Origin of the sequence: Lactiplantibacillus daoliensis (assembly GCF_005405005.1) — a bacterium.
GTDB classification, from domain to species: domain Bacteria; phylum Bacillota; class Bacilli; order Lactobacillales; family Lactobacillaceae; genus Lactiplantibacillus; species Lactiplantibacillus daoliensis.
Window position 1 is genome coordinate 144,202 of record NZ_BJDH01000004.1, and the last position, 15,050, is coordinate 159,251.

Genomic DNA, 15,050 nt, shown 5'->3' on the forward strand with positions numbered 1-15,050 from the left:
CCTTGAGGGATTGCTTATTCAATCGGAACTTCCTTCATGATATAGGCTTCAATCACATCGTTCACACGAATATCATTGTAGTCTTCAATCCGAAGTCCTAATTCGAAGCCTTGCTTAACTTCCTTCACATCGTCTTTGAAACGACGTAAACTAGCTAATTTACCGTCATAAATAACAACGCTGTCACGGATGACCCGAACACCGGAATCACGATGAATGACCCCATCGGTAACCATCCCACCACCGATTGTCCCAATCTTAGAAACCTTATAGATTTCACGGATTTCGGCTTGACCAGTGATCTTTTCTTCGTATTTAGGTTCGAGCATCCCTTTCATCGCGCTTTCGATTTCATCGATCGCGTTGTAGATGACTTGATGCAAACGAATATCAACATCGTCAGTATCAGCTTGTGACTTCGCTTGTGGCGTTGGCCGCACGTTGAAACCGATAATGATGGCATTACTTGCTTCTGCTAAGGCAACATCACTTTCGTTGATGGCCCCAACAGCTGTATGGATAATATTAACTCGAACGCCTTCAACATCGATCTTCTTCAAACTTCCTGCTAAGGCTTCAACGGAGCCTTGAACATCTGCCTTAATAATCACATCGACTTCTTTGATTTCACCTTGCTTCATTGAATCAAACAAGTTGTCCAAAGTGACATGGTTCGTTTGCTTCCGTTCGTCCATCAAGGCTTGTTTAGCCCGTTCTTCACCGGCTTCACGAGCAGTCTTTTCATCATCGAAGACGACGAAACGATCTCCGGCTTCAGGCACATCACTTAAACCAGTAATTTCGATTGGTGTTGATGGAATAGCTTCCTTAATCCGCCGACCGCTATCATTAGTCATTGTCCGGACCCGACCGTAGGTATTCCCAACCACAATTGGGTCACCAACATGCATCGTCCCTTGTTGAACTAACAACGTGGCCGTTGAGCCTTTCCCACGGTCCAAACTTGCTTCCAAAACAGAACCAGCAGCATTTTGGTCAGGGTTAGCCTTCAATTCAAGCACTTCGGCTTGTAACAAGATCATGTCCAATAATTCATCCAAATTCTTACCGAATTTCGCTGAAATTTGAACGAAGATCGTGTCGCCACCCCAGTCTTCAGAAATCAACCCATATTCGGTCAATTGTTCCATAACGTGGTTTGGATTGGCACCTGGCTTATCAATCTTGTTAACCGCAACGATGATTGGCACCTTCGCTGCTTTCGCATGGTTGATTGCTTCGATAGTTTGAGGCATAACCCCATCATCGGCAGCAACAACTAAGACCGTAATATCAGTAATATCAGCACCACGTGCCCGCATTTCAGTAAAGGCAGCATGCCCTGGCGTATCCAAGAAGGTAATGGATTTGCCATTATGTTTCACTTGGTACGCCCCAATCGCTTGGGTAATCCCACCAGCTTCACCAGCAGTCACGTGAGTGTGCCGTAATTTATCCAAAAGGGTCGTCTTACCATGATCAACGTGTCCCATGACAGTAACCACTGGGGCCCGTGTCACAGCATTTTCCATGTTTTGATTTTCTTCGTCAAAGAACTTGTCTAAGTCAGTCACATCGACTTCAACCTTTTCTTCAGCGTTGATGCCATAATCAGCGGCTAAAACTTCAATCGTATCTTTATCCAAGGATTGGTTTTGATTAACTGCCACACCTAGCATAAATAACTTCTTGATAATTTCAGCTGGTTCGCGATGCAAAATCTTACCTAAGTCTTGAGCGTTCATACCGACCGTGTAAACCAGAGTTTCTGGTAACGGCTTGTCTTTACGAACTGAGACCGGCTTGTTCGTAACTTGGCGAATCCGTTGATTCTTCCGGCTTTGCTTGCGATTGTTACGACGACGGTTATTATTACCGCCACGATAACGGCCGCCACCGCCATTATTATTTAAGCTACCGCCAAAACGGCCGCTCCCGTTACGACTACTATTGTTACTACCGGTGCTACTATTACTACTGCTCCGGTTATTAGTTGAGTTGTTAGAACGGCTTTGGGAATTATTGGAACGGTTCTGACCGTTACCATTGCTCGAACGGTTTTGACTATTGTTTGAGCGATTTTGAGAATTATTTGACCGATTAGCACTCCCGGTCGTCCGAGAGCCGTTGCTATTGTTTGAGCGGTTCGAAGAATTTGACCGGTTTTGGTTGCTATTTCGGTTCTGGGTATTATTAGAACGGTTGGCACTACTATTAGTGCGAGTGCCGTTACTACTATTTGAACGAGACGCGTTGCTTGATGACGACCGCGAAGTCGTTGATCGAGAACTTGTGTTATTGGAACGGGTATTACTATTATTATTTTTGCTTTGATTGTTATTATTATTTCGATTATTATTCAAAGAATCACCACTCTGTAAATGACGCGAGTTGGATTGCTGCTGATTAGCAGTTCGTGTCACATTTTTAGCTTCAGGTTTTGAAACTGGACTGGTTGCCCCAGTCGTTTGAGATTTAGGATTGGTTGTAGCGGAGGCACCAGTTAACTGGCGTGCCTCGTTGTCACCGAGTGTCGACATATGATTTTTGACGGAGAATCCCAACTGTTTTGCTTGCGCAATTAACTGTTTACTTGGAATATTTAGCTCCTTCGCTAATTCATAAATTCGCTTTTTCCCCATATCTTCACCCTCCTTACTTTGTCATGATTGCCACCATTTTCTTGGCAAAACCTGCATCAGTAATAGCAATCACTGTTCGTGGTTTGCCATTGGCTGCTGTTAGTTCTGCGCGAGTTAAGGTATCGATCACTGGTACATCATAAGATTGGGCCTTATCATGAAATTTTTTGGCTGTCGAGGGACCGGCATCACTTGCAATAAAAACAAGTTTGGCCGATTGGTTCCGAATTGCCGTCAACGTTAAGTTTTCACCGGCAATTTGTTGTTTGGCACGCCGTGAAAGGCCCAGTAAGTTTAAACAAGCTTGTTTAGGCGTCATCACCGAATAATTCCTTTCGGGCTTGTTGGTGATCAACGTAAGCCACTAGTTCGTCGTAGAACGCCGCATCCACTTTGACCCCAAAGGCTTTATCAAAAGTCTTTTGAGCTTTCGCTTGTTCGGCAACCGCAACATCTAACGCAATATAAGCACCACGACCCGGCTTTTTACCGGTTGGGTCAACAGAGACTTCACCTTGCTTGTTTTTAACTACACGTACGAGTTCTTTCTTGGGATGCATTTCACCCGTTACAATATCTTTACGTAACGGCACTTTTCTTTTTTTCAAGGCCCAGACCTCCTCTAGTTATTCAGCATCACTGGCTGAGGCTTCACTATCATCAGCTGACGCAACACTTGGTTCAGACGCTTGGTCATCAGTAGTTGATGCTGGTTCAGCTGCTACGGCACTATCTTCGTTCAAATCAGTCGTAGCATCCTCAGTTTCAGTCTCAGTAGCTGTTTCAGCCGCTGCAACATCCGTGGGGTTCTCATCCATTATATCAGATGCTTCAGTTTCTGATTTAATATCAATCTTAAAACCGGTTAATTTTGCGGCTAAACGCGCATTTTGACCGCGTTTACCGATTGCCAATGACAATTGGTAATCAGGAACAACGACTGTACAGCCGCGTTCGTTTTCAGGATCAAAAATAACATCTAAAACTTCGGCTGGATTTAAAGCATTCGCAATGAAAACAGCCGTGTCATCGGTCCATTCCACGATGTCCATATTTTCGCCGTGTAATTCGTTAACAATTGTTTGAACTCGTTGTCCTTTAGGCCCAACACAGGTCCCGACCGGATCAACGTTAGGATTATTTGAACGAACAGCGACTTTGGCCCGGTCGCCCGCTTCACGCGCAATTGAGACAATTTCGACAATGCCGTCAAAAATTTCAGGCACTTCTTGTTCAAATAATCGTTTCAATAAGTCTGGTGCAGTCCGTGAGACAAAGACTTGAGGCCCCTTCGTCGCATTTTCAACTTTTGAAACGTACACTTTGATTTTGTCATGGATGCGATAAGTTTCACCAGGTAATTGATCTGAACGACCCATTACGGCTTCCACTTTACCTAAGCTGACATAAACAAAGCGATTATCTTGGCGTTCAACTTCACCAGTCACGATTTCATTTTCGTATTGACTGTATTCGTCAAAAATAATCCCACGTTCAGCTTCGCGTACCCGCTGCATAATGACTTGTTTAGCGGTTTGTGCCGCGATCCGACCAAAGTTTTTTGGGGTGACTTCAAAACGAATATCATCACCAATTTCATAGGCCCGATTGATGGCAAGTGCATCTTGCAAACTAACTTCCAAACGTGAATCAAACACGTCTTCAACAACTTCTTTGACGGCGTAAACATGAATATTACCTTTAACTTGGTCAAAGTCAACTTCCACGTTTTGAGCTTGGCCATAGTTACGCTTATAAGCGGAAACCAAGGCTGCTTCTAAGGCATCGATCACAACTTCTTTTTTAATGCCTTTTTCTGATTCAAGGGTGTCTAACGCCCCTAATAATTCCTTACTCATGTGTAAACTCCTTTGCTAACTAAAACTTCACTGCCAACCGTGCTTGTGAAATCTGATCACGGTCAATCGTCACAGTTTTGTGCCGCGTTTTATCTAAGTAATTAATTGTTAATGTTTCAGGGGTCACAGCGGTTAAGTCGCCTTCAAAACCCTTTTTACCATCGATTTTTTGGTACAGGCCAACGTGGACGTACTTCCCAATGGCATTTTGAAAATCGGCTTCCTTTTTAAGTGGCCGTTCAGCACCGGGCGAAGATACTTCCAAGAAGTAGGCTTGTGGAATTGGATCAGGATCCATACTATCCAATTTTTCACTTAATTCATCGCTAACCATGGCACATTCTTCAATGTTAATGCCCCCTGGCTTGTCGATATAGAGTCGTAAATACCAACTCTGACCTTCACGCACAAATTCAAGATCAACTAATTCAAACTGGTGGGTCGCCACAATGGCTTGTGCCAACGGCTGAATGGTCTCAACAACATTATTGCTCACGTTTGCGCCTCCTATCCAGATTAGTCCAATAAAAAGAGTGAGCATCGCTGCTCACTCGTTAACGAGTTTTAAATTACACTCATATATTATCATAATAATGCGTAATCCGCAACACTAAGCGACTTTCACGCCATTTTTAGAATAAAGAAAGTTGGTTTTCATCAGGTAACCCTTTCAAAATCCCATACTGACTCATAAAGTCAATCAATTTTTGCGAGACCTTACCACGTTTAGACAAGTCTTCCTTAGATAAAAACTTCTTGTCTGCGCGTGCCGCCACAATCTGTTTCGCAACGCCTAAGCCTAAACTTGGAATTGACCGGAACGGTGCAATCAACGTGTCGCCCTCAATCAACCAATCAGTTGCATCAGATTTATACAAATCGACCATCTGAAATTTGAAGCCACGCTCCAACATTTCATTGGCTAATTCCAAAACTGTCAGCAGGTTCTTTTCACCAACCTTAGCGTCATTCCCTAAATCTTGAATTTTTTTCATCGAAGCCTTCACCGCTTCTTTACCTTGTGACATGGCCACGAGATCAAAATCGTCGGCGCGGACTGAAAAGTAGGCTGCGTAGTAAATCAGTGGGAAGTAGACTTTGAAATAAGCCACCCGCAAAGCCATCAAAATGTAAGCCGCCGCATGGGCACGTGGGAACATATACTTAATCTTCAAGCAAGACTCGATATACCAGTCAGGCACATTCGCATCCTTCATCGCTTGTTGCCAATCATCAGGAATCCCCCGACCTTTACGCACATGTTCCATAATTTGGAAAGACATATCCGATTCCATCCCATAGTGAATCAAGTCGGTCATGATGTTATCTCGACAACCAATAACTTCCGCTAAGGTAACGGTCCCATCCTTGATCAGTTCTTCCGCGTTCCCTAGCCACACATCGGTCCCATGTGACAGACCAGAAATTTGTAGCAATTCGTTAAAGGTTGATGGATGCGTCTCTTCTAACATTCCTCGAACAAAACGCGTCCCAAATTCCGGAATACCCAGGGTCCCAGTCTTTGAGAAAATTTGGTCTTCATTGACGCCTAAGACTTCTGGACTGGAAAAGATTTTCATGACATTCGGATCAACTGGTGGAATGCTTTCCGGCTTGATTCCGGACAAATCTTGCAGCATCCGAATCATGGTAGGATCATCATGTCCCAGAATATCAATTTTCAAAATATTATCATGAATTGAATGGAAATCAAAGTGGGTCGTTTGCCAAGCAGCAGTCTGATCATCGGCCGGATATTGAACGGGCGTAAAATCGTAAATATCCATATAGTCCGGCACAACAATAATTCCGGCCGGATGTTGCCCAGTTGACCGCTTGACCCCAGTGATGCCCTTCGCCAAACGGTCAATTTCAGCCGTCCGCAAGTTCTGTTCAGTGGTACGTTCATAACCCTTGGCATAACCGTAACCGGTCTTATCGGCAACCGTCCCAATCGTGCCAGCCCGATAAACATTCTTTTCGCCAAACAACACTTTCGTATAGTTATGGGCGATTGGTTGATAGTCCCCAGAGAAGTTCAAATCAATATCAGGAACTTTATTTCCATAAAAACCTAAGAAAGTTTCAAACGGAATGTTTTGACCATCGCGCACCATATTCGTGCCACATTCAGGACAGTCTTTCGGAGGTAAATCATAACCAGAACCGTATTCATTATTCGTATAGAAGTGTGAATATTGACAGTTTGGACAACGATAATGCGGTGGCATCGGGTTCACTTCTGTAATCCCAGATAATGTCGCCACGATACTGGACCCGACTGACCCACGAGAACCAACCAAGTAGCCATCTTTATTACTCTTGAAAACCAAGCGCTGGGCGATTAAATAAATTACTGAGAACCCATTCCCGATGATACTCTTCAATTCCTTGTCGACTCGTTTTTGCACGATCTCAGGTAACGGATCACCATACCAAGCATGCGCCCGATCCATCGTCAGCTTTTTGATCTCGGCTTCAGCACCCTTCATCCGTGGTGTGTAAAGCTTATCTTTAACTGGTCGCACCACTTCGAACTGATCCGCCAGCTGTTGCGTTGCCGTCACGACGATGCGTTTGGCCGTTTCATCACCCAAGAATTTGAACGCGGCTAACATTTCATCCGTTGTCCGGAAATGATCATCAGGAAACTCAGTTCGATTAGCCGTTCGTGGTTGCGAACGCACCAATACCGTGCGATAAATCTTATCTTCGGGGTTCAAATAATGGACATCTCCGGTCGCAACGACTGGAATCCCCAACTCATCACCCAGGCTAACCATGTTCTTAATAATATCTTCCAACCGAGCATTATCCGCAATCAAACCAGATGCGACTAATGGTGAATAAGCTGGTTTCGGCTGAACTTCAAGAAAATCATAATAGCTCGCCTTTTTACGGGCTTCAACTTGGCCTTTTTGCATCATCGCCGTGAACACTTCGCCATTGGCACAAGCTGAGCCAACCAGAATGCCATCACGATATTTATTCAATAAACTCCGTGGCACCCGTGGTTTTTCATAAAAGTAATCCACGTTTGAGGCCGAAATAATTCGGAATAAATTTTTCAGGCCGGCTTGCGTTTGCGCATAGAGTGTCGCATGGAAGGGACGACTATGACGATAAGCATTATTCTCGTTCATGTGACCATTCAGTTGGTCATGGAACTGCACGCCATAGCGTTCTTCCGCGTCTTTTAAGAATATATGATTCAAATGACCCGTTGATTCCGCATCATAGATGGCACGATGATGATGTTCCAAGGAAACATTGAAGCGCTTCGCTAGCGTATTCAAGGTAAACCGCTTCAAGTCTGGGTACAGCCAATGTGCTAACGTCAACGTATCAATAATCGGATTTTCAATTGGTGGCATGCCATGACGAGCATAACCCGTATCCATAAAGCCAATATCAAAAGTAACATTATGACCGACAACAATTGCGTCACCACAAAATTCACGGAAAAGCTTGAAAACTTCTTCCTCTGACTTGGAGCCACGCACCATTTCATCGGTGATACTCGTTAAATTGGTCGTCGTTTCGGATAAATGAAAACCGGGATCAATGAATTCTTCAAATTGCTCGGTCACATTACCCTTGTACATCTTGACCGCTGACAATTCGATGACCTTATCATAAATGGCAGACAGTCCGGTCGTTTCAGTATCAAAGATCACATACGTTGACTCTTTCAAGTCAGCATGCGCATCGTTGAAGGCAATCGGCTCACCATCATCGACCATATTCGCTTCGACACCGTAAATCACTTTGATGTTATTCTTTTGTCCGGCGGCAAATGCTTCTGGGAATGCTTGTGCCCCGGAATGATCAGTAATCGCAATCGCTGGTTGGCCCCATTTGGCCGCTTGACCGACAAAATCAGAGACTGTGTTGGTCGCATCCATCGCACTCATGTTGGAATGCAAATGAAACTCAACCCGTTTTTCATCCGCGGGAGCGGTATCCTGGCGAGTCGCGTGTGAGATTTCGTTAATATCGTACGCATTAATCGTCAAGTCACGCATGAAGCTATCTTCTTGCACCGACCCACGCGCACGAACCCACATACCTTGTTTTAAAGCTGCAAATTGTGCTTCATCGTCACTATTACGAGAAAACTTCTTAATCACCATTGAAGAACTATAATCGGTCACCTTTAGGATCAATAACTGACGTTGCGAACGTAAGGTCCGCACTTCCATATCAAAAACATAACCTTCGACGATCACTGAACGTTCTTCTTCAGTAATTTGAACCATCTGTTTGGCGGGTTCTTGCGGGTTAATTTGCTTACCAAGTTGGACAGGTCCATCAATTGGGGCCGGTGAGTCGGCTTGCTTAGCACGCTTTTCATTGGCCTTTTTGATTGCAGCCTCGGCCTTCTGCGCCAAAGCTTGATCTGATTTCGCCTTTTGCGCATGGAAAGCCTTGATTTTTTCCTGCGACGCCGTTTCATCAATCAAGGTGTGGACGGAGAATTTAGGAAAACCAAGTTGTTGATAGGTTTCCTCAATCGGTCCGAGTGCTTGGTTCGTCAAAAAGTTCTGAATAACTTCATTTTCGGCCAATAGGATGACCCGGTTATCCTCATATGAAGGAACGTTACTATTACAGAGTGATTGAACTAACGGTGACGAAATGCCACTATTTTTGACGATCCACTCCCAGTAATCAGCCAATGCCCGCGGATTGACTTCGGTATCATCGGTAGTAATCTGCATGTTGATGCCAGCAATTTCATGAAAAGCCATCTGTAGCTTATTGTTAAAAGTCATGAATTGCGAAAACGGTAAAACGTGTTGGAAATGTAAATGGAACTCCCAAACTTTTGAGGCTTGATGAACGGTCAGCTTTTCGATACTGGCTGCTTGAAATGCCTCATCCATCGGCATTTCGATTTGTTCAAGCAATTTCTCAAACATTTCCTGCTGATTTAAGCTCACGCGTGTTCCTCCTTTTGTCCTTTGAAAACAAACTTTAACCTGTCGCTCTAATTGGCTTGGCTTGCTGAAAATGTGGTACCCACAATTAACCACCAACAAATTGAAGCACAGCTAAAACGAACTAAAATCACCTAGTTTCTAGGTTGCCGAAACTAGGTGATTTTCTGCATACACAATGAGTTAAGTGTACGCATTTTTATATTAACTTGCAACGTTCAGGTTGCGTCAGTTCGAACTAACATCGATCAATTCAGACCAACTACTCGCAAAAAACTAGTCGATATTCTTCAATAGAACAGCTAAATTGTTAGCAACTTCTTCTTGCTTAACTTCAAGCGTTTCGCCGGTTTTACGTAACTTGATTTCGACGATGCCTTCACTAGCCTTCTTACCAATGGTAATCCGGGCTGGAATCCCCATCAAATCAGAATCCGCAAATTTAACGCCGGGACGTTCCTTACGATCATCATAGAGCACCTTGTAGCCAGCAGCTTCCAAAGTTGCTTCGATTTGATCGGCAACTTCAACTTGTTCTGCTTTCTTAGGGTTAACCGGAATCACGTGTACGTCGAATGGGGCAATGTCCTTAGGCCAAACCAAACCATTGTCATCAGCACGTTGTTCAGCGATTGCTGACAAAAGCCGTGAAACACCGATACCATAACAACCCATGATGACCGGAATATTGCGACCATTTTGATCCAAGACTTCCGCATGCAAATCTTTTGAATAACGTGTCCCTAATTTGAAGATATGGCCGATTTCAATCCCCTTGGTGAATTTCAACACGCCGGCACCATCAGGTGATAATTCACCCTCTTGGGCAAAGCGAATATCAACGTAGTCATCCGCATGGAAATCACGTTCTGGATTAACGTTAGTAAAGTGATGCCCATCTTCATTGGCGCCAACGGTGATATTAGCCATGTCTTTCACGTAGACGTCCGCAACGATTTTCACATCGTCACTCACGTTAACTGGACCAAGTGAGCCAAAACCAGCCCCTAAATAGTGTTGGGCTTGCTCTGGGGTAGCCATTTCTAAGAAATCGGCTCCTAAGTAGTTCTTCAACTTAATATCATTGACTTCGTGGTCACCACGAACAAGTGCCATCACTGGTTCGCCATCGGCCATGAACAAAATACTCTTCACTAGCTGATCAGCACCGACTTTTAAGAAGTCCGCTAATTCGTCAATCGTTCCAACGCCAGGGGTGTCAATTTTTTCAAGATCTTTGAGTGACGCATGTGACTTCTTTGGCACGTACAAACTACGTGCCATTTCAAGGTTAGCCGCATAATCACTCGCATCTGAATACACAATTGTATCTTCACCAACTGGAGCAATGGCAGAATACTCACGAGAATCCTTACCGCCCATTGCACCGCCATCACCAATAATTGAGCGGAATTTTAACCCACAACGTTCAAAAATATTCTGGTAAGCTTGTGCCATGTCTTGGAAAGTTTCATCCAATGAACCTTCATCCGCATGGAAAGAATAGGCATCCTTCATGATGAATTCACGACCCCGCAATAACCCATAACGCGGACGGTCTTCATCACGATACTTAGCTTGGATTTGATACAACGTTAATGGCAACTTCTTGTAAGATTTCACTTCATCACGAATGATTGAGGTAAATGTTTCTTCGTGGGTTGGCCCTAAGATAAATTCACGTTCATGCCGATTCTTTAGCTTAAACAATTCTGGGCCATAGGTGTCATAACGCCCAGTCGCCTTCCAGAGTTCAGCGGGAATTACAGCTGGTACTAACATTTCGGCAGCATCAATCTTGGCCATTTCATCGCGAATAATTGCCTCAATATTTTGCAAGACCCGATAGGCCAATGGTAAGTACGCGTACATCCCAGCAGAAATTTGACGAATGTAACCGGCACGTAGCATCATTTTATGGCTCAGTGCTTCGGCATCATTCGGCACTTCTTTCAAAGTTGGAATTAACAATTTTGATTGTTTCATCTAAAAATCTTCTCCTTAAGTGTTCCAATTTAATCTGATTCTAAAAGAAATAACGCTGAATATCATTCCAAGTAACCAAGACCATCAACAACATCAACAGACCAAAACCAATCAATGTGATGACACTTTCCGTCTCAACTCGGAGTGGCTTTCCTCGAATTCCTTCAACGATATTTAATAAAAGCTTACCGCCATCCAAGGCCGGAATTGGCAACAAGTTCACAATTCCAAGGTTGATCGATAATACCGCTAACAGATAGATCACTTGTCGTAACCCTGATTTAGCCGCCTGCGAAGTCGTGGCAAAGATTGCCACCGGACCACCCAGATCGTTCAAGCTAAAACCATGGGTGACCATTCGACCAAGCACCTGAAAAATCTGTTTCGTAATATTCCAAGAACCAGTGAAACCATAAGCTAGTTTAGCACCGAGACTAGTATCCGTCGAGGTTGCCCAACGGACGCCAATTTGGCCAACCTTGTTGCCAGACACGGTCTTAGCAGCCGGTTTAACGGCAATTTTGCGCGTCTGACCGTTTTGCTTGACGGTCAAATTAACCCGCTTGTTAGGACTATCTTGAATTAATAGCGAAATCGACTGCGCACTGGTATTTTTCTTGCCATTGACCGCAATAATTTCATCACCGGCCTTGATCCCGGCCTGCCTTGCAACTGAATTAGCCGTCGTTGACTGTACCTTGGTCGTGACCGAAGTCACCCCACCTTGCATAAATGCCAAAATAGCAAAGGTAATAATTGCTAAAATGAAGTTATTCATGGGACCAGCAAAGTTAGTCAGCATCCGCTGCCAGAGTTTGGCTGATTGAAACTGAACATCGACGGGCGCAATTTGAACTTCAGTCCCATCATTTTCGATGATTGTCGCATCATGTTGCACTTGATAATGTTTTAATTCAGTTTCGTCGCCATTTTCATAACCTTCAATCCAAAGGTCTTTTTCCAAATCAGTCGCCGTTACGGATAGCGGAATCCCGTTGAAAAGTGTTGTTTTTTTACTGGCATTGATCGACTGAACGAGTCCATCGTCACCAATTTGCAAACTGACTGGCGTGCCGGGCTTGAGTTCTTCATCTTCATCATCCGCAACACCAGCCATCCGGACATAGCCACCAATCGGCAAAAAACGTAAGGTATAGGTCGTGGCGTGACGGCGAAATGCAACCGCCTTGGGACCCATCCCGACAGAAAATTCCCGCACGAGAATTCCTGAACGTTTGGCAAAGTAAAAGTGCCCGAATTCATGAACGATGACTAAAATACCAAAAACGATAATGAACGTAATTATAGTAACTATCAAATCAACGTTCCTTTCTCCCAGGTCTGGGGGTTATCGATGTTAAAACAACCCGAATAAGTGTGCAATTGGGAATACGAGCAACATACTGTCAAAGCGGTCTAAAATACCACCATGACCAGGTAAGATCTTACCGGAGTCCTTCACGCCGTAATAACGCTTCAAAGCGGACTCAACTAAATCACCAAATTGACCCACAACTGACAGGATAACCGTGATCAGTAACATGCTGAACCAATTTTGATAACCGACCTGGAACCAAAGCGCAAAGGCAGTGGCAATAATGACACCAATCACACTCCCACCAATACAGCCCTCCCAGGTCTTATTGGGGCTGATTGGGGTTACCTTATGCCGGCCTAATTTACGACCAACCATGTAAGCACCACTATCAGTTGCCCAAACAATGAACATTAAGTACAATAACATTTCAACATTGATGCCGCGGGCGGCAGTAAAGTAGTTGAAGCCCATCCCGATATAGAAGATACCTAAGGTCAGTACCCCAGCATCATCAAATGAGAATCGATTCCGTGACCACACCGTATGCAATAACATCAAAATGATTAAAAAGTAAACGACATAGCCTTTGTTTAATTGATCCGGCAAGCCATTGAACCACTTGCTGGGGGCAATTTGAACCATAACTGCCAGCATACTGACAATGGCTTCAAACGAAATAAGCAGTTTTTTGCGCATAACCAGTAACTCACTCATGGCGATTGCACCCAATAACATGGCCACAATATCCAGCGTCACCCCACCAATAAAAATTACTGGGATAAATAAAATCAGCGCAACAACCGCTGTGATGACCCGTTGTTTCATTTCAAAAACTCCTCTTGTTTATTTTTTTGGTGATAAACCGCCAAAACGACGATCACGACTTTGATAGTCTGCGATACAAGCTTGTAACGTCGTCGCCGTAAAGTCGGGCCATTTAACATCCGTGAATTCTAACTCACTATACGCAATTTGCCAAAGCAAAAAGTTCGAGATCCGCTCCTCGCCACTCGTCCGAATCAATAAATCGGGATCGTGGTACGGTGCCAGTGGTGCAGTCATCATAGCCGCATCCACCGTTTTTTCATCGATGGCACTCACATCAAGTTTGCCGGCCGCAACTTGGGCCGCAATTTGCTGAATCCCAGTCACAATTTCTGCCCGTGAACCATAATTCAAAGCAAAATTTAAGACCATGCCATCGCAGTCCTTCGTATCGGCGATAGCATCGCGTACGGCTTTTTGCGTGCTAGCGGGCAATTTATCCGTGTAGCCCATCACTTCAACCCGAACATTGTTCTTAATCAAATCTGGCACGAAGGTGTCGAAGAAGCTGACTGGTAATTGCATTAAATAATTCACTTCATCAGTCGGCCGCTTCCAATTTTCCGTCGAAAAGGCATACAGTGTGAGCACTTTGATACCTAAGTCACTCGCAGCGATCGCCACTTTCTTAACGGTATTCATGCCTTCTTTATGACCAGCAACGCGTGGTAAATGGCGCGCCTTCGCCCAGCGACCATTACCATCCATGATAATCGCAACATGAGCTGGGATGCGTTCTGGATCTAATTCTACTTCAGTTGTTTCAGCGGGATCTTTCTTATTTAAAAAAGCGAACAAGTTGCACCTCCAAAAATAGCTTAACCAAGCCCTATTTTACCAAAAAAACCGTCATTAAACTATTCGTCAACAAAAAAAGGCTTGAATTTCTTCAAGCCTTAACAAATTGTGCACTAAATTAGCCTTCAAGAATTTCTTTTTCTTTATCAGCAACAATAGTATCAACCGACTTACCAGCAGCATCAGTAATTTTTTGCGCTTGATCTTCTAAATCATGTAGTTGATCATCCGTAAAGTTACCAGCTTTGTTACCCTTCTTCAAATCATCCATAGCATCACGCCGGACATTCCGAACAGCAACTTTAGCACGTTCGCCTTCAGCCTTAACATCTTTAGCTAACTCTTTTCGACGTTCTTCAGTTAATTGTGGAATTACCAACCGAATGGCAGTCCCGTCATTCGCTGGGCTGATTCCTAAATCTGAAGCCAAGATAGCCTTTTCGATTTCCTTCAAAGCACTCTTATCAAATGGTGTGACCATCAAAACTCGTGGTTCAGGCACCGTAATAGATGCAATTTGATTCAATGGCGTTTGAGTCCCATAGTAATCGGCTGAAATTCGGTTCAACAATGAAGCATTGGCCCGACCAGCACGAATATTACCTAATTCACGTTGTAAGGCAACTTCCGCCTTTTTCATTTTAGCTTGTGCATCTTTTAAGATTGGTTCTGTAACAGCCAT

The 15,050-nt window shown here is 44.1% G+C and carries 11 protein-coding genes; all 11 read right to left on the reverse strand.

The features are described 5' to 3' along the window. Nucleotides 1-14 precede the first annotated feature (14 nt). The gene (gene infB, locus FFM64_RS06525) at nt 15-2,642 is read right to left on the reverse strand and encodes a translation initiation factor IF-2 (RefSeq protein ID WP_137607207.1); all 2,628 of its coding nucleotides are present in this window, start codon (nt 2,640-2,642) and stop codon (nt 15-17) included. Nucleotides 2,643-2,655: 13 nt separating this feature from the next. Then, nucleotides 2,656-2,961, reverse strand: coding sequence for a L7Ae/L30e/S12e/Gadd45 family ribosomal protein (locus FFM64_RS06530; protein WP_137607208.1), 306 nt, complete (start codon nt 2,959-2,961; stop codon nt 2,656-2,658). Continuing rightward, on the reverse strand, nt 2,951-3,250 hold the full coding sequence (gene rnpM, locus FFM64_RS06535; RefSeq protein WP_137607209.1) for an RNase P modulator RnpM: 300 nt from the start codon (nt 3,248-3,250) through the stop codon (nt 2,951-2,953). Before rnpM ends, FFM64_RS06530 begins: the two co-directional genes overlap by 11 nt. A gap of 18 nt (nt 3,251-3,268) precedes the next feature. Further along, nucleotides 3,269-4,501 (reverse strand): transcription termination factor NusA, encoded by a 1,233-nt coding sequence (gene nusA / locus FFM64_RS06540; RefSeq protein WP_137607210.1) that lies wholly within the window; start codon nt 4,499-4,501, stop codon nt 3,269-3,271. 19 nt (nt 4,502-4,520) lie between these two features. Then, on the reverse strand, nt 4,521-4,997 hold the full coding sequence (gene rimP / locus FFM64_RS06545) for a ribosome maturation factor RimP (RefSeq protein WP_137607211.1): 477 nt from the start codon (nt 4,995-4,997) through the stop codon (nt 4,521-4,523). Nucleotides 4,998-5,133: 136 nt separating this feature from the next. Next, the gene (locus tag FFM64_RS06550) at nt 5,134-9,444 is read right to left on the reverse strand and encodes a PolC-type DNA polymerase III (RefSeq protein WP_137607212.1); all 4,311 of its coding nucleotides are present in this window, start codon (nt 9,442-9,444) and stop codon (nt 5,134-5,136) included. A gap of 273 nt (nt 9,445-9,717) precedes the next feature. Next, nucleotides 9,718-11,427, reverse strand: a complete 1,710-nt coding sequence (locus tag FFM64_RS06555) for a proline--tRNA ligase (RefSeq protein WP_137607213.1) — start codon at nt 11,425-11,427, stop codon at nt 9,718-9,720. 40 nt (nt 11,428-11,467) lie between these two features. Next, on the reverse strand, nt 11,468-12,745 hold the full coding sequence (rseP, locus tag FFM64_RS06560) for an RIP metalloprotease RseP (protein WP_137607214.1): 1,278 nt from the start codon (nt 12,743-12,745) through the stop codon (nt 11,468-11,470). A 39-nt stretch (nt 12,746-12,784) separates the two neighbouring features. Further along, nucleotides 12,785-13,570 carry a phosphatidate cytidylyltransferase gene (locus FFM64_RS06565; RefSeq protein ID WP_137607215.1) on the reverse strand — a complete coding sequence of 262 codons (786 nt, stop codon included), beginning with the start codon at nt 13,568-13,570 and terminating at the stop codon, nt 12,785-12,787. Between the two features lie 18 nt (nt 13,571-13,588). Then, on the reverse strand, nt 13,589-14,368 hold the full coding sequence (locus FFM64_RS06570) for an isoprenyl transferase (protein WP_137607216.1): 780 nt from the start codon (nt 14,366-14,368) through the stop codon (nt 13,589-13,591). A 118-nt stretch (nt 14,369-14,486) separates the two neighbouring features. Further along, nucleotides 14,487-15,050, reverse strand: a complete 564-nt coding sequence (frr, locus tag FFM64_RS06575; RefSeq protein WP_137607217.1) for a ribosome recycling factor — start codon at nt 15,048-15,050, stop codon at nt 14,487-14,489.